19 protein-coding genes, 1 tRNA gene and 1 other RNA gene are annotated in these 19,413 nt (G+C 61.1%); 10 read left to right on the top strand and 11 right to left on the bottom strand.

Annotated elements, in window-relative coordinates:
• Nucleotides 1-15: 15 nt before the first annotated feature.
• Together RY113_RS09965 and RY113_RS09960 are read right to left on the bottom strand one after the other, a co-directional pair.
• Nucleotides 16-936 carry a 3-methyladenine DNA glycosylase gene (locus RY113_RS09965; RefSeq protein WP_315914443.1) on the bottom strand — a complete coding sequence of 307 codons (921 nt, stop codon included), beginning with the start codon at nt 934-936 and terminating at the stop codon, nt 16-18.
• A 4-nt stretch (nt 937-940) separates the two neighbouring features.
• Nucleotides 941-1,441, bottom strand: coding sequence for a MarR family transcriptional regulator (locus tag RY113_RS09960; protein WP_315914442.1), 501 nt, complete (start codon nt 1,439-1,441; stop codon nt 941-943).
• A gap of 116 nt (nt 1,442-1,557) precedes the next feature.
• Between RY113_RS09960 and RY113_RS09955 the strand changes: the two genes are divergently transcribed.
• The gene (locus tag RY113_RS09955; RefSeq protein ID WP_315914441.1) at nt 1,558-1,782 is read left to right on the top strand and encodes a hypothetical protein; all 225 of its coding nucleotides are present in this window, start codon (nt 1,558-1,560) and stop codon (nt 1,780-1,782) included.
• Nucleotides 1,783-1,880: 98 nt separating this feature from the next.
• A complete protein-coding gene (locus RY113_RS09950) occupies nt 1,881-2,111 on the top strand; it encodes a hypothetical protein (protein ID WP_306457019.1) in 231 nt (76 codons plus the stop codon).
• Between the two features lie 53 nt (nt 2,112-2,164).
• Here the strand turns inward: RY113_RS09950 and RY113_RS09945 are convergent, their stop codons facing one another.
• Entirely contained in the window at nt 2,165-3,451 is a 1,287-nt protein-coding gene (locus RY113_RS09945) for an aspartate kinase (protein WP_110105903.1), read from the bottom strand.
• 384 nt (nt 3,452-3,835) lie between these two features.
• On the opposite strand from RY113_RS09945, the gene RY113_RS09940 reads away from it, so the two are divergent.
• Nucleotides 3,836-4,861: an ABC transporter ATP-binding protein gene (locus RY113_RS09940; protein ID WP_315914440.1), complete on the top strand. Its 1,026-nt coding sequence runs from the start codon at nt 3,836-3,838 to the stop codon at nt 4,859-4,861.
• Nucleotides 4,858-6,078 (top strand): ABC transporter permease, encoded by a 1,221-nt coding sequence (locus RY113_RS09935; protein ID WP_315914439.1) that lies wholly within the window; start codon nt 4,858-4,860, stop codon nt 6,076-6,078. The genes RY113_RS09940 and RY113_RS09935 overlap by 4 nt, the downstream gene beginning before the upstream one ends.
• Before the next feature lie 104 nt (nt 6,079-6,182).
• Here RY113_RS09935 and ilvD read toward each other — a convergent pair whose 3' ends face one another.
• Nucleotides 6,183-8,075 carry a dihydroxy-acid dehydratase gene (gene ilvD / locus RY113_RS09930; RefSeq protein WP_315914438.1) on the bottom strand — a complete coding sequence of 631 codons (1,893 nt, stop codon included), beginning with the start codon at nt 8,073-8,075 and terminating at the stop codon, nt 6,183-6,185.
• Between the two features lie 78 nt (nt 8,076-8,153).
• Between ilvD and RY113_RS09925 the strand changes: the two genes are divergently transcribed.
• Nucleotides 8,154-8,993 carry a helix-turn-helix transcriptional regulator gene (locus tag RY113_RS09925; RefSeq protein WP_110105906.1) on the top strand — a complete coding sequence of 280 codons (840 nt, stop codon included), beginning with the start codon at nt 8,154-8,156 and terminating at the stop codon, nt 8,991-8,993.
• A 40-nt stretch (nt 8,994-9,033) separates the two neighbouring features.
• Here the strand turns inward: RY113_RS09925 and recR are convergent, their stop codons facing one another.
• The 3 genes from recR to ffs all read right to left on the bottom strand — a co-directional run bounded on the left by recR (nt 9,034) and on the right by ffs (nt 13,398).
• Nucleotides 9,034-9,633: a recombination mediator RecR gene (gene recR, locus RY113_RS09920; RefSeq protein ID WP_110105907.1), complete on the bottom strand. Its 600-nt coding sequence runs from the start codon at nt 9,631-9,633 to the stop codon at nt 9,034-9,036.
• 106 nt (nt 9,634-9,739) lie between these two features.
• A complete protein-coding gene (locus RY113_RS09915) occupies nt 9,740-13,231 on the bottom strand; it encodes a DNA polymerase III subunit gamma and tau (RefSeq protein ID WP_315914437.1) in 3,492 nt (1,163 codons plus the stop codon).
• A 71-nt stretch (nt 13,232-13,302) separates the two neighbouring features.
• Nucleotides 13,303-13,398: signal recognition particle sRNA small type (gene ffs / locus RY113_RS09910), an RNA gene on the bottom strand.
• 232 nt (nt 13,399-13,630) lie between these two features.
• Here ffs and RY113_RS09905 point away from each other — a divergent pair.
• The 3 genes from RY113_RS09905 (at nt 13,631) to RY113_RS09895 (ending at nt 14,846) form a co-directional block, all read left to right on the top strand.
• On the top strand, nt 13,631-13,846 hold the full coding sequence (locus RY113_RS09905) for a hypothetical protein (RefSeq protein WP_146213025.1): 216 nt from the start codon (nt 13,631-13,633) through the stop codon (nt 13,844-13,846).
• A gap of 234 nt (nt 13,847-14,080) precedes the next feature.
• Nucleotides 14,081-14,168: transfer RNA gene (locus RY113_RS09900), tRNA-Ser, on the top strand.
• A gap of 186 nt (nt 14,169-14,354) precedes the next feature.
• The gene (locus RY113_RS09895) at nt 14,355-14,846 is read left to right on the top strand and encodes a glutathione peroxidase (RefSeq protein WP_315914436.1); all 492 of its coding nucleotides are present in this window, start codon (nt 14,355-14,357) and stop codon (nt 14,844-14,846) included.
• Nucleotides 14,847-14,910: 64 nt separating this feature from the next.
• Here the strand turns inward: RY113_RS09895 and RY113_RS09890 are convergent, their stop codons facing one another.
• Nucleotides 14,911-15,798: a hypothetical protein gene (locus RY113_RS09890; protein WP_315914435.1), complete on the bottom strand. Its 888-nt coding sequence runs from the start codon at nt 15,796-15,798 to the stop codon at nt 14,911-14,913.
• 119 nt (nt 15,799-15,917) lie between these two features.
• Here RY113_RS09890 and RY113_RS09885 point away from each other — a divergent pair, with 119 nt between their 5' ends.
• Both RY113_RS09885 and RY113_RS09880 read left to right on the top strand, forming a co-directional pair.
• Complete coding sequence (locus RY113_RS09885; RefSeq protein WP_110105911.1) at nt 15,918-16,217, top strand: type II toxin-antitoxin system VapB family antitoxin; 300 nt, start codon at nt 15,918-15,920, stop codon at nt 16,215-16,217.
• Nucleotides 16,210-17,034: a LytR C-terminal domain-containing protein gene (locus tag RY113_RS09880; RefSeq protein ID WP_315914434.1), complete on the top strand. Its 825-nt coding sequence runs from the start codon at nt 16,210-16,212 to the stop codon at nt 17,032-17,034. The genes RY113_RS09885 and RY113_RS09880 overlap by 8 nt, the downstream gene beginning before the upstream one ends.
• 50 nt (nt 17,035-17,084) lie before the next feature.
• On the opposite strand, the gene RY113_RS09875 is transcribed toward RY113_RS09880, so the two are convergent.
• The 3 genes from RY113_RS09875 to RY113_RS09865 are packed head-to-tail and all read right to left on the bottom strand — an operon-like array spanning nt 17,085 to nt 19,255.
• Entirely contained in the window at nt 17,085-17,711 is a 627-nt protein-coding gene (locus tag RY113_RS09875; protein WP_315914433.1) for a TetR/AcrR family transcriptional regulator, read from the bottom strand.
• 60 nt (nt 17,712-17,771) lie between these two features.
• Complete coding sequence (locus tag RY113_RS09870; protein WP_315914432.1) at nt 17,772-19,055, bottom strand: HipA domain-containing protein; 1,284 nt, start codon at nt 19,053-19,055, stop codon at nt 17,772-17,774.
• A complete protein-coding gene (locus tag RY113_RS09865) occupies nt 19,052-19,255 on the bottom strand; it encodes a helix-turn-helix domain-containing protein (RefSeq protein ID WP_245932130.1) in 204 nt (67 codons plus the stop codon). The genes RY113_RS09870 and RY113_RS09865 overlap by 4 nt, the downstream gene beginning before the upstream one ends.
• Nucleotides 19,256-19,413: the final 158 nt, after the last annotated feature.

Genomic DNA, 19,413 nt, shown 5'->3' with positions numbered 1-19,413 from the left:
TTTACTCCAGAGCCCTCAGCGCGTGGCGCCCAGCGCCTCAAGGGCCGCACCCAGCCGCTCGCGCAGCACGGCGGATTCGGCGCTGAAAGCGCGCTGGTGCGCTACGTAATCGGCCTTGCCCGAAGCCGTCTCAATCTCGATGGGAGGATATCCCCAGGCAGCGAGGTCGTACGGGGAGGCTTGCATGTCCATGGCCCGGATCCGCCACGACAGTTCAAAGCAGTCCATGACCAGCTCACTTGGCAGCGCGGGCGAGAGCTTGTACGCCCACTTGTAGAGGTCCATGTTCGCGTGCAGGCAGCCGGGCTGTTCCAACTCGCGCTGGTTCTCCCTGGTGGGCCGCAGCTCATTGAGGCCGGACGCTTGAGGAGTATAAAAACGGTACGCGTCAAAGTGCGTGCAGCGGATCTTGTTGTCCTCAACAACCTGGTCGGTTCCCGTGGAGCCGAGCCGGAGTTCAAGGTATTCGTGCCTAACTTGGTTGGCTTCCTGCTGGTAGACCATGGCCCATTCGTGCAGCCCAAAGCAACCGAACTGGGCCGGGCGCAATGCGGTGCGGCCCAGAATGATCCGCGCAAAATCCACGGCTTCCTTGCGCTGCTCCAGAAACTTTCCCAGATCAAGCACCACGCCGGAGCCTTGCCCAGGCGCCCCGCTCGCCTCGAGCTCCTCTGGCGTCGCTTCCCGGTAAAATTTCCAGCCGAGCCGTTCGGCCGCTGCGGTTCCCGTCAGAACCGTGCCCGCACCGGGGTGCCAGCGGGAAAGCTGACCCGGTTTTTGTGTGTAGTACGTGAAAAGGAAGTCCTCAACAGGGTGTTTTGCTCCTGCTGACCGGCGAGCCAGATAGGGCGCGGCATACCGGTCAACACGGTGGCGGTGCGCCAAGGCACTGGCTTGCCAGGCATTCTCGGCAAGGGATAGTGGGGCAGGGATCATGGCCTCAATTATCCGTCATGGCGGCGTGGGGTGAGTCAACGGCGGCAGGGGCCATCGCGCCGCAGTCCGCGTGAGTGGCGGAATCAATCAGGGCCATCATGGACCTATGCAGATCCATGGCGCCAGCGCGGTCAAGTCCGAGCCGGGCCATCATGGTGCCCGGCACGGAAAGCGCCTTGGTGCGGAGCTCGGATCCAGCCGCAGTGAGGTCCACCGCCAAGGCGCGTTCGTCAGCGCTGTCCTTGGTGCGGGTGAGGTAGCCCAAGATCTCCAGGCGTTTGAGTAGCGGGGAGAGCGTGGCGGACTCCAGCAAGAGGGCGCTGCCAATGTCCTTGACACGGCGCGGCGCCTGCTCCCAGAGTGCCAACATCACAAGATACTGCGGATGTGTCAGGTTCAGCTCGGCCAGCACAGGCTTGTAGGCGGCAATGACACTGCGGGCGGCCACACTCAGGCCAAAGCACAGTTGACGTTCAAGCAGGAGATCATTCTCCACGATACTCACTCAAGTCACCCCTCATTTAGTTAGTGCACTAAGTAACACTGTACTATGGGCCGTATTGTCTTTATTAGCCGGGTTGAGAAGGTGTTTTTCAGCCCCCAGGCCTCGAGGAAAGCCCTATGCCCAAGTTGTCCCCAGTACAGAAGCTGATGCGGTTCACCGGACACCTGCGCTACATTTTAGGCCCCGCCAGCAGCAGCCCATTGGACCATGAGATGACTCCGGAGAATAAGAAGCTCCTTGCGCAACAACAGGCGGCTAGCCAGGCATTTGTTACTGTGACGCGAGCCGATGGCAGCAGCTATCTGGTACCTATTGACCCCAAGGATCAATCCCTGCGCTAAACGTTGGACGCCACATTTACATCCGTGCCTTTGGTGTGCTTCAGGCGTAAACTAAAGAAATCTTGCACGCAAATTTCTCCTGTGGAGAGGGGGTGTTGATGATGACGAGCGGTGACAAGTTCGTGAACAAATTCATGCATGCCACAGAGAAGTTCCAGGTGCTGTTCGGACCTGCTGACCAAGGGGACATGGATTCCCCCGTGGTGCATCGCCACGACGAGTTCGAAGACAGCAGTGATGAGCAACTGACCCACTTTGATGAGCACACGGATTCAAGCGGCCACCATTACGCTGTCCGCAAGGATGAAGAGCCAGCCGAGGAACATTAGCCCCAATAAGAAGCTGACCCACAGAATTCTGCGGGTCAGCTTTTTGGTGGGGACTAGCGGCCCGTGCCGCCGTAAACAGTGGCCTCGTCTTCGCTGTCCAAACCAAAGGCCTGGTGCACCGCGCGGACAGCCGTATCCAGCAGGTCCGCACGCGTGACTACGGAGATGCGGATCTCTGAGGTGGAGATCAAATCAATGTTCACGCCGGCGTCGGACAGGGCCTTGAAGAAGCTGTAGGAGACGCCCGGGTTGGAGCGCATGCCTGCGCCGATGAGGGAGAGCTTGCCGATCTTATCGTCATAAATCAGATCCTCGAAGCCAACCTCATCTTGCTGGGCGCGCAAGGCTGCCAGCGCATCTTCGCCTTCGATCATGGGCAAGGTGAAGGAAATATCCGTCTTGCCGGAACCGTGCGTGGAAATATTCTGCACGATCATGTCGATGTTGGTGTGTGCGCCGGCGATGATGCCGAAGATCATGGCAGCCTTGCCGGGGATGTCCGGCACGCCAACAACGGTGACTTTACCTTCGGACCGGTCGTGGGCCACGCCGGAGATGATTGGCTGCTCCAAGGCAACTCCCTCTGAGATTTTGATTTTGTCGTCAGGGCTGGGCAGAACCCAAGTTCCCTCGTTGTCGCTAAAAGATGAGCGCACATGGATGGGCAGGCCAAAACGCCGTGCATATTCCACGCAGCGCAGGTGCAAGATTTTGGCGCCAGAGGCTGCCATTTCCAGCATTTCTTCGCTGGAGATCTTGCTGATCTTCTGGGCGGTGGGAACCACGCGCGGATCGGCCGTGTAGATACCGTCAACGTCGGTGTAGATTTCGCAAACATCAGCGTTCAAGGCCGCGGCGAGTGCAACGGCGGTGGTGTCGGAACCGCCGCGACCCATGGTGGTGATCTCATGCGTTTGGCGGCTCATGCCCTGGAAACCGGCAACAATCGCCACCTTGCCCTTGTCCAGGGCGGTGCGGACGCGGTGCGGGTCCACATCAATGATGCGGGCCTTGCCGTGAATGCCGTCGGTGATCATGCCGGCCTGGCTGCCTGTGAAAGACTGCGCCACACCGCCCTGTGAGCTGATTGCCATGGCCAGCAGAGCCATGGAAATTCGCTCTCCAGCGGTCATCAGCATATCCAGCTCGCGCGCCGGGGGATGCTCGGAAACCTGCGCGGCCAAATCCAACAGCTCATCGGTGGTGTCACCCATGGCTGAAACGACAACGACTACCTCGTGGCCTGCCGCCTGGGTGCTAACAACCCGACGGGCAACGCGAAGAATGCCCGCGGCGTCGGACACGGAGGAACCACCGTACTTTTGAACAATCAGGCTCATGGGTGCACACTCATTGACTTACCTAACGCGAAACTAGGAGAAGGAAATTTGGCTGCCGCTCGCGCCTTGCCACGCCTTGCGCTAGGCCAGTGCGGCATCATCAGCGCGGAAGGCAGTTGAGGAAAGTTTAGCGCGGAAGGGGTGTCAACGTGGAATTATTGTGTCCACATGGTGGTCCATGACGCCGCCACTTTGCTGGCTTGGCGTCTCTTTTTCTTCCCGTACTCCAGCTTTGCGGGCAAACACGCACAATATCAGTCGACGGGATGAGGACGGGGTGCACGCCTGCGCCTATGCTGATCCAAAGGCCGCTACCGCGGCATAACCGCGGGAGAGTCCAGCGGCACCGCCCGCGGCGAGACCGCGGCACAGAGGGAGGCCACGATGACCGAGTTCTTGCCACCACCGCCCGCCACGGCTTCACCGCCACAGCCAGCAGCGCAGCCAAGCCCAGAGCAACTTGCGCCAGACGGGATTTTCCCGCCTGAGGGTTTTCGCGGACTCAGCGCCAAAGGGCTCTCCCGCAGCTTCGGTTCCGTGCACGCCGTAGTTGATATGGAGCTTCTTGCTCCGGCTGGGCAGGTAACGGCACTTATTGGGCCCAACGGCGCAGGCAAAACCACGTTGCTGCTCATGCTTGCCTCGCTGCTGGCTCCAGATACCGGGAGTATCAGCGTCATGGGGGTTGACCCCGTCAAGGACCCCTCCGTGGCTCGGGCCAAAATTGGTTGGATGCCGGACACCTTAGGGGTGTGGGAATCCCTGACTGTGCGCGAAATCCTGACCACCATGGGTCATTTTTATCATCTACCCAAAGCCGGAATTCCGGGCCGTGTGGAGGAACTGCTGACGCTAGTGAGCCTTTCGCCGCTGGCGGATCAGAAGGCGCGCGTGCTTTCCCGCGGGCAGCAGCAGCGGCTCAGTCTGGCCCGGGCCCTGATTCATGATCCGGAGGTGCTGTTGCTGGACGAACCGGCCTCCGGGCTCGATCCGGGATCACGCGTGGCCCTGCGACGTATTCTGCGGAATTTAGCCGCACACGGAAAAGTAGTGGTGGTTTCCTCCCACGTTCTTGCAGAACTCGATGAAATTGCTGACGGTGCCGTGTTCGTCAACCAAGGCCGGACGGTACTGGCACAGACAGTTGCGCAGGCTGCGGACCAGGGCCGTAGCTACTGTATTGCAGCCCTTGACCCCGCTGCGCTCGCGGAAGCGTTGGGAACGTTGGGTGTGGAATTTTCCCACGGCACGGTCCGAGCAGAAAGCGTTCTGGTTACTGTTGGCTCCGAGGTAGGGGCCGCGAAACTATTGCAGGACCTCATGGCTGCGGGCGTGGCTGTGCATGATTTTGGGCCCGCAACAGGGGCCTTGGAAGAGACCTATATGAGCATGGGGGTGGAACAGCCGTGACAACAACAGAAACTACGCCGTCAGCACCGGGCCTAGATACAGTTCCCGGACAGAGCAATAAATTCCGCCGTTATGTGAATGGCATCAGCGCAGTCATGGGCATGGAACTGCGCCAGCGGCTGCGCTCTCGCGGCTGGTACATCATGCTAAGCATCTGGTTTGTGCTCATTGGCCTGGTTGCTGTTCTCACCTGGGTCAGCTGGCAGGCTCAGACGAATAGGACAGATTTTTCCTATGTTCCGCCGGACCAACTTGTGGAGGGACCAGGCCCCCTGATCTTTGAAGCAGTGCTGGCTTTTGTGCTGTTCTTTGGCTTGCTAGTGGCGCCAGCGTTTTCCGCCAATGCCATCAGCGGAGACCGCTCCGCGGGCACGCTCGCTATCATGCAGGTGACCTTGCTGCGGCCGGGCCAACTGCTGTGGGGAAAGTTCCTGGCATCATGGGTTGCTGCGCTGGCATTTCTCGTGGTCAGTGTGCCATTCCTTGTGTTTGGAATTATCCAAGGTGGTCTAGGGGTGGGGTACATCTTTATTGCCCTCCTCATGCTTGCTGCGGAACTGGGGGTGGTCTGTGCCCTGGGTGTGGGTATTTCGGCGCTGGCCAACCGTCCACTCTTCTCCATTGTGGTGACCTACTTGGTGGTGGCGTTGCTGAGCTTTGGCACGCTCATCGCTTTCGGTTTAGGGGCCCTGCTGAGCAACGGAACAGTGTTGGCGAATCAGACCTACTACAAGGAGATCGTCTATGCTCCTGCCCCGAGTGGCGAGGTTGAAGGCGAGGATTCACAGTACTATCCGGTGACGCCGAACAAGGCGGATATAACGGATGAGAACAATGAGTATGCCTGTTATGGGCCGCTGGTGGAGAACCAAACAACTAGGACTGAGCGCGTGGCGTGGCTGCTGGCCATGAACCCATTTGTGGTGGTTGCCGATGCCATTCCCTACCCCAGTCACAGTGCGCAGGAGCAGTCGTATTACGGATCCGGAGTGTTCGAATCCATTAGCCAAGGCGCCCGCTACTCTCAGGCGGGGCCTAACGCGACGTACCAGTGTGCGAATGGCAAGATCGCACCGCAGTACCTGGAGCAGGACAAGCCGCTCTGGCCGCTGGGCCTGGGGCTGCAGCTCCTCGTCACGGCCGGAATCCTGGGCCTTGCGTGGCGGGCGCTGCGCACACCAGCTGGAAAACTCGCGAAGGGCACTCGTATTGCCTAATAACACCACCTAAAAACGAGTGCATAGATCATGCCGGCCCCCAGCTTGGGGGACCGGCATTATCTATGCACTCGATGCGAATTTTGGGCTTTTCGCCTGCTGAACTACTGCAGAACGGGAACCTGGGGTGCCTTCATGAGCACCACATCTGCCGGGATCTGGCGGATGGCGCCCTTGTCTGCGCTCGTGGCCATGGAGGCGTAGGCGCGAAGGGCGGGGGAGACCTCGCGCTCGCGGCCCACAGGCTGGTAGCCGGTGGTGGATTCAAGGAGTTCGCGGCGGGCATCAAGCTCCACCGGATCCACCATAAGTTCTAGGGAACGGTTGGGGATGTCGATGCGGATGATGTCCCCATCCCTGACCAGCGCGATGGGTCCGCCGGCCGCAGCCTCGGGGGAGACGTGGCCAATGGAGAGTCCGGAGGTGCCGCCGGAGAAGCGGCCGTCCGTGATCAGCGCACAGACCTTGCCCAGCTTCAGGCCCTTCAAGAATGAGGTGGGGTAGAGCATTTCCTGCATGCCGGGGCCACCGCGCGGGCCTTCGTAGCGGATGACCACCACGTCCCCAGCCTTGACCACCTTGGAGAGGATCTTTTCCACGGCTTCGTCCTGGGATTCGCAGACCACGGCCGGGCCCTCGAACGTCCAGATGGACTCGTCCACACCCGCGGTCTTGACCACGGCGCCGTCGAGCGCAATGTTTCCGCGCAGCACGGCCAAGCCACCGTCCTTGGAGAAGGCGTGCGCAACATCGCGCAGGCAGCCACCGGCGGCGTCGGTGTCCAGCGAGGTCCACTCGGCAGACTGCGAGAACGCCGTGGAGGAGCGCTGGCCACCGGGGGCTGCGGTCCACAGGGCCTTGGCCTCTTCCGTGGGCTTGCCGCCGCGGATGTCCCAGTCGTCCAACCAATCGGTGAGTCCCTCGGAGTGGACTGATTTGACGTTGGTGTGCAGCAGCCCGCCGCGGTTCAGCTCACCGAGCAGGGCGGGGATGCCGCCGGCGCGGTGTACGTCCTCCATGTAGTAGGTCTTATCGCCTGCCACGTTCGGGGCCACCTTGGCCAGGCAGGGGACCTGACGGGATTTGGCGTCAATATCCTCAAGATCGTACTTCAGGCCCGCTTCCTGTGCTGCGGCGAGCAGGTGCAGGATCGTGTTGGTGGAGCCGCCCATGGCAATGTCCAGGGCCATGGCGTTATCGAACGCCTCGAAGGAGGCGATGGACCGCGGCAGTACGGAGGCGTCGTTGTCCTCGTAGTAGCGCTTGGCAATGGCGACGGCGGTGGCGCCGGCACGCTCGTACAGGTCCTTGCGGGCGGTGTGGGTGGCGAGCAGCGAGCCGTTGCCCGGCAGTGACAGACCAATGGCCTCGGTCAGGCAGTTCATCGAGTTGGCGGTGAACATGCCTGAACAGGAGCCGCAGGTGGGGCAGGCGTTCTCTTCAATGAGGTTGATGTCTTCGTCGGAGATGGAGGGGTCCACGGCGTCAGAAATGGCGTTGACCAGATCCAGGGTGCGGATGGAACCGTCGGTCAGGGTGACCCGGCCGGCTTCCATGGGGCCGCCGGAGACAAACACGGTGGGGATGTTCAGGCGCAGTGCGGCCATGAGCATGCCGGGGGTGATCTTGTCGCAGTTGGAGATGCACACCAGCACGTCGGCGCAGTGGGCGTTGACCATGTATTCCACGGAATCAGCGATCAGATCGCGTGAGGGCAGCGAGTAGAGCATGCCGCCGTGACCCATCGCGATCCCGTCATCCACGGCGATCGTGTTGAATTCGCGGGCAATAGCACCGGCTGCGTGGATGGCGTCGGAGACAATCCGGCCCACGGGAGCAAGGTGCGTGTGGCCCGGGACGAATTCGGTAAAGGAGTTGGCCACGGCGACGATCGGCTTGCCGATATCGGCTTTGGCAACGCCGGAGGCCATCATGAGGGCGCGGGCGCCGGCCATGTTGCGGCCGTGGGTGACTGTGCGTGAACGTAAAGGAGGCATAAGAGTAGTTAACCAGCATTCCGCCAGTGGGAGGAAGACGGCGCTAATACTAGTAGTGGCAGTGCTAGATTTGTTCAAATGAATGAAGAACGACGCCGTGAGCTGGGCCAGTTTCTCCGCGACCGCCGCACCGGGCTGCTTCGTGCGGAGCACGGGTTGGCACCTATTGGCCGCAGCCGGACCATGGGGTTGCGGCGCGAGGAGGTTGCGGCGTTCGCAGCCGTCAGTGTCACCTGGTACACCTGGCTGGAACAGGGCCGGGACATCAATGCCTCCCGGCAGGTACTTGAATCCGTTGGCCGGGTGCTGCGGCTCAGCCCGGCAGAACAGGCTTATGTTCTGGCCTTAGGAGGCCATGGTGCCTCGCCGGTGGTTGGGGCGAGTGCCATGGAAGGGGTGCCACCGCATCTTCAGGCGTTGTTGGATGCATTGGAGTTCCCCGTTTTTGCCGTTGCCCCGGATTGGGGGATAGCAGGGTGGAACGCGGCCTATCAAGCCCTTTATTCGCGTATTGCCGTGGTGGAAAAGGTTGAACGCAATTTGTTGTGGCTGGTCTTCACAGATCCGCAATTGCGCCAGATGTTGCCCGATTGGGACATCACCTCGCGCAACTTTGTTGCGGAATTCCGTGCCGAGGCAGGTCCACGGCTGGGCTCGGCGCCACACACTGCGTTGGTGCGTAAATTGGCAGATGCCAGCACGGAATTTGCCAGTATCTGGGCAGAACGAGTGGTGCTGAACTTCTCCTCGCGGCAGCGGATTTTCCTGCAGGCAGAGGTGGGGGAGCTGGTCTTTGAACAGCACCGTCTGGTGCCCTCCGATGTCCCTGATCTGCACTTGGTGATGTACGTGCCCACCGCGGGAACCCCCACGCAGGAGCGCCTAGCGCAACTGCGCGCCAGCGCAACGCAAGGGTAAACAGGGAAGCCGGGCACCCGGCGTCGTGCTTGGTGCTGGCTTAGGTCAGTGCGTTGCGGCGGCCCTCGAAGGCACGGCCCAGAGTGACCTCGTCGGCGTATTCCAAGTCGCCGCCCACGGGCAGGCCGGAAGCAAGGCGGGTCACGGCGATCCCGATGGTTTTGAGCATGCGTGAGAGATACGTTGCCGTGGCTTCGCCCTCGAGGTTGGGGTCGGTGGCAATGATGATTTCCTGGATTTGGCTGTCATTGAGGCGGGTGAGCAGTTCACGGATGCGCAGCTGGTCCGGGCCAATTCCGGCGATCGGATTGATGGAGCCGCCCAGCACATGGTAGCGGCCTCGGAAGGCGCGTGTGCGCTCCACGGCGAGGACATCCTTGGATTCCTCAACCACGCAAATGATGGTGGGATCGCGGCGGTCATCGCGGCAGATGTTACACAGTTCCGCCTCGGTGACGTTGCCGCACACGGTGCAGAACTTCACACGTTCCTTCACGGTGACGATGGCACGGACCAGCCGTTGCATGTCCTCAGTTTCCGCTTCCAGGATATGGAACGCCAGCCGCTGAGCCGATTTGGGGCCGATCCCTGGCAGGCGCCCCAGCTCATCAATGAGCTCTTGAACTGCTCCTTCGTACACAATGCCTCTTGTCTATTGATCTAAAACTAGTGGTTCAAAAATACGGCGGTGTGCCTGATTATGCTCCGCGGATCCGTGGATTCGTCCGCCGCGCTTGGGAGACGGGTCAGAGGTTCGGGTTCAGTGCGCGTTCTTCCACGAGTACTCCGCCCAGAATACGCTCAACAGCAGCCTGCCCCACCACACCAGATTCCTCGATGGTGACATCGTCCGGGCTGGGGACGTCCTCCACATAGGGCCCGGCCGCGGCTACTGCCGGTGCCTGGGCGCGGGCAGCCTGGGCTTCGGAGCTGTTAGCCAGCCGCTGATACATGCTCAGCTTTTCCCCACCCACTGCCCCGTTCGGCTCCGGTGCGTCCTGCGCAGGATCGCTCACCTGGGTCGGTGCCGGGGTTTGGGTAGCCTCTGCCAACTGAGCCAGAGGAGCGGGGCTCACGGAGGCCACCGTAAAGTCCGGTGCGTTCACTGCCTCAGAACTTGCCAGAGAGCCGGACTGTGCGCCGGCAGCAGGTGCCGTGGGCTGTTCTGCCGTGGAAGTTTCCGCTGTTTTTACAGTTTCTACTGTTTCTGCTGTTGGAGCAGGGGAATCAGCGATTGCCGAAGTTCCTGGCTGGGCCCAATCGGGTGCGGAGGACATAGCGCCCCAGCCAGGATCAGCCACATCTGAGCGGCGCGTCTGTCCCAGAGATACGCCCCAATCCTGGACGGCATGTTGGGGATCGCCGGAGTCTGCTGAATTTGGCTGGGTGCCCTGGTGGGCTGCTTGCTGGGCCAAAAGTTCGCTGCGGCGAGGGGCTTCGGGTGTGCTGGGGGCAGCCGCCGGTTCTGCAACGGCCGGCGCATCCCAACCCGTAGTCCAGGCTGCAATAGGTGAGATCTTCGGGGGAACATACGGTTCGGCGGCAGGAGGCGCTGCCGGGTTGGGTCCGGACGTGAGCTGGCTCGATGCAGCCTGATCCGATGTTGCCGGGTTGGATACCGCCGTATTCGATCCAGTTGGGGTGTGTATGGATTCGTCTGGGTGGTAAAGATCAGCTGGCGGGTAAGCTGCGCCGGACTCGTAAGGATCCGTTGGAGGGACAAAGTCCGGGTAGGGCTCATCCCACGGATCGCTTGGCTCGAGCGGACCGTCCCAGGGAATGGAAGAGGCTGTGGACTGCGCCGCCGCTGGCGGTGCTGATGCCGTGGAAGGATCCGTCTGGCCGGATACCGATGGCTGAAGTGCCGGTGCTGAAGCAGCAGGTGGGGCCGTGGATGTTGCCGGTGATGGCGGTGCCGAGGGGGCCTCGGTCGCAGGCACTGCCCTGTGGTGCGGTTCCACAGGGAGTCCCCAGTCATCGGTCGCTGGGGCCGGGCTGGCAGGGGCTGTGGCAGGGTTGGGTGCCACGGCAGGTCCCGCGGCGGGTGACATGACAGGTGCTGCGGCGGTCTGCCCGGGGGTCGGCTGCGACGCAGCGGCCTGCTGCCACTGACCTGTGCTGGCATGTCCTGTGCTGGTGGCTACGGGTGGGGCGGCATTGTTACCAGTCCCTTCACGCCGTGGCGAAGGGCTACCAGTTTGAACTTTTGGGTTTGGTTCAGAGCTCGCTTTCGGGGCCTCGCCGTCGACAGGAAGGATCTGAACGCTCAAGCCAAGAACCTGGTTAATGGCTTGTTGCAGATTCGCCATATGGCCGCTGTTGCTGAACGCGGTGATGAGTCCGGTGGAGGGGATCCCCACACGCAACTCCTTGCCATCAAAGGTTTGCGGCATAACGCTTTGGTTTACAAAGACCCACGAAGCCATGCGAATGTTTTTCACGGCAGCGGTAATTTCCGGCCAGGCGCGGCGGATAACTTCAATGCCGGAGGACCCTGATGGCACGGATGCAGCCGTACCGTTTGCCTGCTGCGGCGCAGATTGCTCCGCTGGTGCCTGGTGAGCGGCCATCTGGGCAACTGGCTGTTCAGCGGGGATGCTGGAGTGCCCACTGGGGGTGGGTAAGTCATCCCACGTGCGTGCGGCCTGTGACGGCTGGGGTGTCTGCACCTGCTGCTCAGCGTGAACCGGCTGGACCGCCTGCTCGCGTTGAACAGGCTGAACAGGCTTTGTGGCGGGAGTTGACTGGTCCTCGGGTGAAACTGGTTGGGCTGCGTCAGGCCCGGGGACGGCGGGGGAGGACGGCCGGGCCGCAACTTCGGCGCCAGCTGCTTCTTTCGCTCGGGCTATTTGCGCCCGTACCGCTGCCCAACCACTGCCGGATTCACTGCTGGAACCAGCTGCTTCTGGAGCGTTTGCTGAGCTGCCGGGCGCAGCTTGGTAAGGGGCTGGCGCGGCGCTGGAAGAGGCGGTGTTGGAGGAGGGGTAGCTCTGTGTGGGCACGCCCTGCTCTGGTGTACCGGGCGTGCCAGCTGAGGCCAACACTGAAGATGAAGCTGTGGGTGTGCCGGCGTAATTGAGTCGACGTTCAAGCTGGTCAAGGCGGGTGGCCATACCCCGAGTGGAGGAATCGGCTCCCGGGAGCAGGAGCCGCGCGCCCAGCAGCTCAAGATGCAGCCGCGGTGACGTTGCGCCAGTCATCTCATTGAAGGCGGCGTTGGTGACATCTGCTGCGCGGGAGAGTTCAGCAGCACCGAGCTGGGCTGCCTGCGTTTGCATCCGGGCAATGAGTTCCTCCGGGGTTCCACGCAGGATTGCGTGGGCGCTTTCCGGCATGGCTTGGACAATGATGAGGTCACGGAAGCGTTCCAGCAGGTCCTCGACGAAGCGCCGGGGATCATGGCCAGTCTGGATGACCCTGTCCACGGATTTGAAAACCGTAGCGGAGTCAGCTGCTGCAAGTGCCTCCACAACATCGTCCAGCAATGAAGAATGGGTGTAACCGAGCAGATCCACGGCCAAGTCATAATCAAGACCTGTTTCCGGGGCTCCGGCCATCAGCTGATCGAGAACTGACAATGAATCACGGACGGAACCGCCGCCGGCACGCACCACCAAGGACAAGACGCCCGGGGCGACGGACATATTCTCTTGTTCACACAGCTGTGCCAGATACGCCATGAGCGGCTCCGGGGGCACCAGCCTGAAGGGGTAGTGATGGGTGCGTGAGCGAATTGTGCCAATGACCTTGTCAGGCTCAGTGGTGGCAAAGATGAACTTGATGTGTTCCGGCGGCTCTTCAACAATTTTCAGCAGCGCATTGAATCCGGCGGAGGTGACCATATGGGCTTCATCGATGATGAAAATCTTGTACCGGTCACGAATTGGGGCAAAGGTGGCGCGTTCGCGCAGATCGCGGGCATCGTCAACACCACCGTGACTGGCAGCATCAATTTCAATGACATCAAGGGAGCCAGCGCCGCCTCGGGCCAGTTCAATGCAGCTATCACACTCCCCGCAGGGGTGCGAGGTGGGTCCCTTAGCGCAGTTCAGGCACCGGGCAAGGATCCGGGCTGAGGTAGTCTTTCCGCAGCCACGCGGGCCGGAGAAGAGGTAGGCGTGATTGACGCGGTTCTTTTCCAGAGCAGCCATAAGGGGCGCCGTGACGTGATCTTGACCGATTAAGGTGGCGAAGGAATCTGGGCGGTACCGGCGGTACAGGGCTGTTGGTGCGTTCACAGTTGAAACCCTATCTAATCCGCCTGACAAATTGCCGCACGATGCGCGCATATTGGGGGCATCTGGGGATAAATAAAGACCCCCCATGCACCCGCCAGAGCCCGCTTACCCTTGCTACCTTCCGGTCCTGGGGGAGTTCACAGGGTGACGCCACATGAGGGGCCGGGAATCAGCTTACCTGACATTGCCGGTCAGTTGCGAATCAGCCGTTCCCTCCCGCCGGGGCATGGCGGGAACGGACGGCTAGACGCTAGCTCATCCCGGAGCCCCGGAGAAGCTGTTTCAATTTTGTGGCGGCGGTGATACGTTCACCACAGGGGCACCTTATTGATAGACGAACATGCAGCCTTGGGCCGCCGCGCCTCTCAGCGGCGCTGGGCGCTTATAGGGGCGAGGATCATGCCGGACTATGACATCTTAAAATGGATCTTTTGGGCATTAGCTTTTGGCAGCGCCATATTGGTTCTGGTCCGCAGTGAAGTCTTTTCCACCCATTCCACCCAACGCACGAACCGGCACTCGGGGCAGCAAGCCATCCTCATGATAATGACTGTTGCCTTTGCGCTGGCAGGGTTCGTAACGGCGGCGATGGAGATGCGGGTCACCGGGCGCTAGATGTGCCGAAGGTGCGGCCACATTCTCAGATTCGGTCCGTCTCAGGCGTTGACCGCAGTGAGTGAAGTAAGGGTGGTGGGGCTTAAGCGGGACCGTGCTGCCCTTTACTTCCTGCCAGGATTTGAGCTGACTTGTGGCCGGAATTATGGTGTACGTCACTTGTTCGCTGACCGATTCGTGAGTTGGGCACTTTGTCAGGTACTCTTGAACCTGCCGTGTTCTGCACGGCAAGTTGGAGGATTCGCCTAGCGGCCTATGGCGCACGCCTGGAACGCGTGTTGGGTTAACGCCCTCGGGGGTTCAAATCCCCCATCCTCCGCCAAATACGACCCCTGGAAACCGAAAAGTTTCCAGGGGTCGTTTTGCGTTGCCTTAATGTTGAAGACTGGCTCGGGATGCCGTTGTTAGGTTTGGAGCCCCGTGCACAGGCATCCAAACCTAACAACGGCATCCTGGAACTGTAGAGCGCCACATGTTGGCAGGGGCGGTGCGGCGCTAGACTCGGGCTGTGAATACGCAAAGCCTGAACACTATCCCCCTCGCTCTCAACGACGGCACTGCGCCCACACTGGCGCAGTTGGCTCCCAAAGCGGTGCTACTGGTCAATGTTGCTTCTGCCTGCGGATTTACCCCGCAATACGACGCCCTTGAAGCACTGTACGAAAAATACCGCGACCATGGCTTGGTGGTTGTTGGCATTCCCTGCAACCAATTTGGCGCTCAGGAGCCGGGCACAGAGGAAGAAATTGCGGAGTTCTGCCGTAAGAACTTCGGTGTCACCTTCCCCCTTGCCGCCAAGAGCGATGTCAATGGCGCTGCGGCTCACCCCATCTATGCACGGCTTACAGGCAATGGTGCCGAGCCAATCAAATGGAACTTTGAAAAGTTCCTGATCACGCACGACGGCGACGTGCGGGCGCGCTTTTCCTCAGCCGTTACCCCTGATGGGCCTGAGATGCTCGCTGCAGTGGAAGCGGTTCTTGCTGAGATTCCAGCATGAACTTGCAGCGGAGGGGCACCAGGAGTTGGCAGTAACGGCGCCCCGTCTACCCGCCCTTGTGGCGTTAAGCTGCCAACCCGTCCAGCCAAAACTGCAGGAATGCGGCGCCAGCGAAGTCGTTAACCACGTCATCGCTCAGGTTCAGATCCGCTGCGGTCTGCACTGGGTACGGCTTGGCCAGTACGCCCTCGCCCGGACGGACATCGACGTGCTTCACGCAGTGGTCCCGGTGGTGCAACCAATCAGCCATGGCGTAGTCAGTGCGGGAATCGCCTACCGTCCGCCACGCCTGCGGCACAATTCGCTGCGCTGCCAGAAGCTCCACGGCGCGGCTTGCGCCAAGGTCCTTGCCCAACTGCACCGATTCAATATCGGTGGAAATGATGGAGGGATCTACCCGGTAATCCACGCCACCATTGGACCCGGGCGCCCGGTGCTCAAGGCGGACAGCGCCCAAGCCGTGCGCGGCCAGCAGCACTAGCGCGTCGGCGTCGAACTTTTCCTGCTGGGCCAGATAATTGCCGCTCTCCACCTCAATGTGCTGCTCCACGGAGACCATGGCCCGCTTAGTTTCATCAAAGAACATGTAATCGGCGTAGGAGTTCGCCACCAGCTTGCGAATCTCCGTCCCAAATTCGGCAGGCATGGCCAGTGACTTATCAACATGGACGGGGCCGGGCCCCTCGGAGGTGAAGCTGAACCAGACGGCACCCTTTTCACAAATGGCGTGGACCACAGAGCCCTGGGGCAGGCCGGCCTGGAGCATGGGATGCATCAGCTGCTCGGAAATGAAGGCGTCGGAGCGCCCGGTGTTGAAGACTACGGGGATGCCTCGGCGCACCAATTCGATCAAGTTGGCGATGATGTCAGCGGAGACACGCCGGGTAACGGGGCTGGCGAGCGGGCCGTCAACATCAAGGAGAAGGGCAAGGGGAGGGTGCGCGATTGTCATGGAACCATGTTCTCAGCAGCAGTGGACAAGAGCCACTTTGCATAACCATTGTGCAACACACCGGGACGCGGGTGAGTCACACAGTTCCTTTCACCCCCTCTTGTCCTTAGTCTGAAGGGGTGATCTTCAAAGCAGTTGGCGATAAACGCCCGTACCCGGAGCATGGCTTCGTCACGCCCAAGGACTGGGCCGGCGTGGCGCCGCGCCAAGTCCGTCTGGCCGATCTGGTCACTACCAAAGCTCAGCTGGACTTAGAAGCCCTCCTGGCTGAGGACTCCACCTTCTTCGGTGACTTGTTCCCGCACGTGGTCCTGTGGCGGGGCACCTTGTATTTGGAGGATGGTCTGCACCGTGCTGTGAGGACGGCCCTGCACCAGCGCACCATTTTGCACGCCCGCGTTCTGGAGATAGATGACTAGGCCGCCTGCGGGGCAGTCCACGGACGGTCCCGCGCCGGAGAGCCCCGCAGCGGAGAGTGAGGTGCTGCTCACTGCGCGCCAGCATCGCAGGGCGCAGAGGGAAGCGCGCCGCCAGGCCAAAGACGAAGCGTACGAACTTCGCATGCAGCGCAAGAGGAAGAAAGACGGCACCACCTGGCGCGGGCACCACATTGTGGACACGGATGGTTTAGCCCAGGCGTTCCCCGAGCCTGAATCGCCTGAAATATTATCCAGCACCGTGCGCCGGCGCATTACCCACGCCACCGTGTTGTTGTTGCTCCTGGCGTTGGTGGTGGCCGGGTTGGTGCTGGTGGGGATGGTGCAGCGCGGAGAGCTGGAACTGAAATTGGGGGCCGGGCGGCCTAGCCCCACCCAGTGGGCCTGCCCCACAGAGACCCTTGACTATCCGGCCAACAAGGCCGTAAGCGTGAACATTTTCAACGGCAGCACTGTTGAAGGCTTGGCGGGGAAGGTGGGTGCCGAACTGAAGAAACGCGGTTACCAAGTCAAGGAAGTTGATAATAAGGGAGTGGCTCTTCAGGCCCCCACGGTGATCACCTCCGGGCCTGCCGGCCGTGCTGCGGCGTTTAATTTGCAGCGCAACTTCCCTGACAGTGAATACGTTGAAGACAACCGCGAAGATGCCACAGTGGATGTTGTGGTGACGGGCCTCTTTGTTGATCTGGTGGCTGCCAAACAAGTGGATCAGAGCGCGGGGGTGCTCTCCTGCCCGCGCCTGAGCCCGGCACCCAGCGAAGGTATACCCAGCGAAGGCGCCACTGTACCTGCCGGATAGCTCGGCTTGCCAGATAACTGTGCCTGCCAAAGAGAAGCCTGCCAGAGAGCCTAGCCCTGCTGGACGGGGCGTCCCTTGGCGTCGAAGCTTGCGCCAACTCCGGCTTGAATGAACCTGACGGCCCCCGCAATGTGCTCTTCATCCGGGGTGTCCATGTTGCGCCTTGAGGCACTTGCCGTCAACGAGCCGTGGATGAGCTGAACCAGGCCGTCAACGTCTGCAGCGGGTAGGTAACGCTGAGCCATCCCGGCGCGCAGAATATCCGTCAAGATGGTGTTGAGTTCGCCAACGTGAACGCCTAACTTGGCGAACGATTCGCTTGAGAGAACAGAGCGCATGGCCGGTCCGGGAGGCAGGTGGCGCCGGGTGAGGTCCTCCATTTGGGCCCGCACATAAACAGCCAGGCGGTCCACTGGATTTTCTTGGCCCTCCAGTTTGCTCTTGAGCTCAACAACAAACTTGCCGGTCTCATCCAGGGCGTAGGCCACCAGAAGTTGTTCCAGATCGGCGAAGTAGTTGTAGACGGCGGTTCTTCCCACACCAGCAGTCCGGGCAACATCGGTCATGGTCAGGCCGGGAAGGCCGTGGGTGAACAGAAGCTCGCCAAAGGCGTTGAGGATTTTGCGCTGCGTCTGCTCGCGCTGCGCCGCGTTCGTGGGCGCGACAATTCTTGGCATAGAGACAGTTTAGCGGCAATTCGTCAGTAAAAGTATTTTGCGCCCGCAACGCCTCCTGAACTATTTCTGGATTGCTGCCCGCCGGATTCCCAAGACACGTACCACTGCGGCACTGACGTCCCGCTCAAACGGCAGTTCCGCAGTGGTGAGCAAGGATGCGGCCTGCGCCTTGTCAATGCACTTGGCTACGAGCCGTTCCGGGATGTTCAAAGACCTCCCGAAGCGCAGCCAATCGTTGCGGTCCAGCCCTGTCCGGCTGCCGGCGCTGCCGCCCACTGGCAGGGCCATGCCGGGATCGCGGGATGGGTCCCCGTCGGTGAGCTCTGTCAGGATGCCGCCCGGCACGCCTGCTGCGAAGCCTTGCTCAATTTCGCCAGCCAGGGTGCACTGAAGATCATATGCGGGGGCTACCATCCACTCACCACTCTGTTGCTGGACCACTGAAATATTTTTGGCATGGAGGTTTCCATTACCTGTGAGCCAGGCAAAGAGGAATTGCAGGAAAATATTTCGGGCAGCTAAAGCCTGGGAAGAACACATGCTGATGGCAGCGGCAGCTACCGCCTCACTGGGTACCGAGTATTTGCGGCCCGGCCCCAACCCCATCAGTTGTGCGCAGTCCTCCACCGCCAGGGGCCCGGTGGGGGACCGGTCAAAACGTGAGACTAGCAGCGCTGCCGCACCAACGCCGTCGTGCACCAGGCGGGCCTGCGCTATGGGGATGGACAGGGCCCGGGCCTTGGTCAGCAGGAGGTGCTCGGTTTCAACTTGGTGCTGGTGGCTGCCATCGTTGAACTTCAAGAGATAGGCGCGGGACGGGTCCTTGTCATGGCGGTAGGACGCCGTGACCTTGTCCTGCAGGCCAGCCAGCGCCGACACATCAACAGGCCCCGGGATGGCGGCAAAATCGGCAAAGTTGATGTCATCCATGGTTTTGGTGACTGTCAGCAGCGCGGGGATGGTCTCTGGCTGCTGGCCTGCGGGCACAATCTGGACATCTCCCACGGGATTTTCCCCCGCGGCTATCAGCAGCGAGAATTCGTCATCAAGGGTGGTTTTGACGGCCCAACGCAGCTTGGCCAGGCGCTCACCTTCCGGTAGTAACCCGGAAAAGAAGGCGGGTACGCTGCCGTGGCTCAGCGTGACGGGGACGTCCAAGGCCGGCAAGGTGGAGGCGATCCCGGGCCCGCCGCTCTTGAGATACTCCGGCAGATAGGCGAACACAACTCCCAAGCCGGCTTGCCGGGTCAAGGTTGCCGCGGCCACGCCTCGCTTATAAATGGTGGCTTGGGTGACCGATTTGGCGTAGTCCAGACTCTTCATCGGGTCACGGCTGTTCTTCATCGGGTCACCGCCAAGGAAAGGCTCATGCCCAAGGCGGCGGCCACGGCGGTCAGGATGTCCAGCCGGACTGTTTCGCGGCCGTTTTCCAGATCGCTGAGTACGCGGGTGGAGATATCGGCGAGGTCCGCCGTTTCATTTTGCGTCAGGTTCAGTAACCGGCGCCTGGCACGCAAGGCCGCACCCAGTTCTGCAACATCCATGGTGGTTTCGCCTTTCCCCGCAGCTGGCACGGAGCTCCCGGGGCCGCTGAACGGCCTGTGGCTCCATCCTAGTAGCATGACGCCATTATTCTGCATGATCTTGCAGAATAAGAGAGACTACGGGGTTGTATGACTATCCGGGTCGCTGTTGGCCAGCG

This window comes from Arthrobacter sp. lap29 (assembly GCF_032458965.1).
Taxonomy (GTDB): Bacteria; Actinomycetota; Actinomycetes; order Actinomycetales; family Micrococcaceae; genus Specibacter; species Specibacter psychrochitiniphilus.
Note: the sequence above shows the minus strand (reverse complement) of the source record. Positions and strands in the feature narration are given on the sequence as shown.

Excerpts from the sequence above, each read along its gene's own strand:
- RY113_RS09965 (WP_315914443.1), bottom strand. The coding sequence starts at position 936 with ATGATCCCTGCCCCACTATCCCTTGCCGAGAATGCCTGGCAAGCCAGT.
- RY113_RS09955 (WP_315914441.1), top strand. The coding sequence starts at position 1,558 with ATGCCCAAGTTGTCCCCAGTACAGAAGCTGATGCGGTTCACCGGACAC.
- RY113_RS09950 (WP_306457019.1), top strand. The coding sequence starts at position 1,881 with ATGATGACGAGCGGTGACAAGTTCGTGAACAAATTCATGCATGCCACA.
- RY113_RS09945 (WP_110105903.1), bottom strand. The coding sequence starts at position 3,451 with ATGAGCCTGATTGTTCAAAAGTACGGTGGTTCCTCCGTGTCCGACGCC.
- RY113_RS09940 (WP_315914440.1), top strand. The coding sequence starts at position 3,836 with ATGACCGAGTTCTTGCCACCACCGCCCGCCACGGCTTCACCGCCACAG.
- ilvD (WP_315914438.1), bottom strand. The coding sequence starts at position 8,075 with ATGCCTCCTTTACGTTCACGCACAGTCACCCACGGCCGCAACATGGCC.
- RY113_RS09925 (WP_110105906.1), top strand. The coding sequence starts at position 8,154 with ATGAATGAAGAACGACGCCGTGAGCTGGGCCAGTTTCTCCGCGACCGC.
- RY113_RS09905 (WP_146213025.1), top strand. The coding sequence starts at position 13,631 with ATGCCGGACTATGACATCTTAAAATGGATCTTTTGGGCATTAGCTTTT.
- RY113_RS09890 (WP_315914435.1), bottom strand. The coding sequence starts at position 15,798 with ATGACAATCGCGCACCCTCCCCTTGCCCTTCTCCTTGATGTTGACGGC.
- RY113_RS09880 (WP_315914434.1), top strand. The coding sequence starts at position 16,210 with ATGACTAGGCCGCCTGCGGGGCAGTCCACGGACGGTCCCGCGCCGGAG.
- RY113_RS09875 (WP_315914433.1), bottom strand. The coding sequence starts at position 17,711 with ATGCCAAGAATTGTCGCGCCCACGAACGCGGCGCAGCGCGAGCAGACG.
- RY113_RS09870 (WP_315914432.1), bottom strand. The coding sequence starts at position 19,055 with ATGAAGAACAGCCGTGACCCGATGAAGAGTCTGGACTACGCCAAATCG.
- RY113_RS09865 (WP_245932130.1), bottom strand. The coding sequence starts at position 19,255 with ATGGATGTTGCAGAACTGGGTGCGGCCTTGCGTGCCAGGCGCCGGTTA.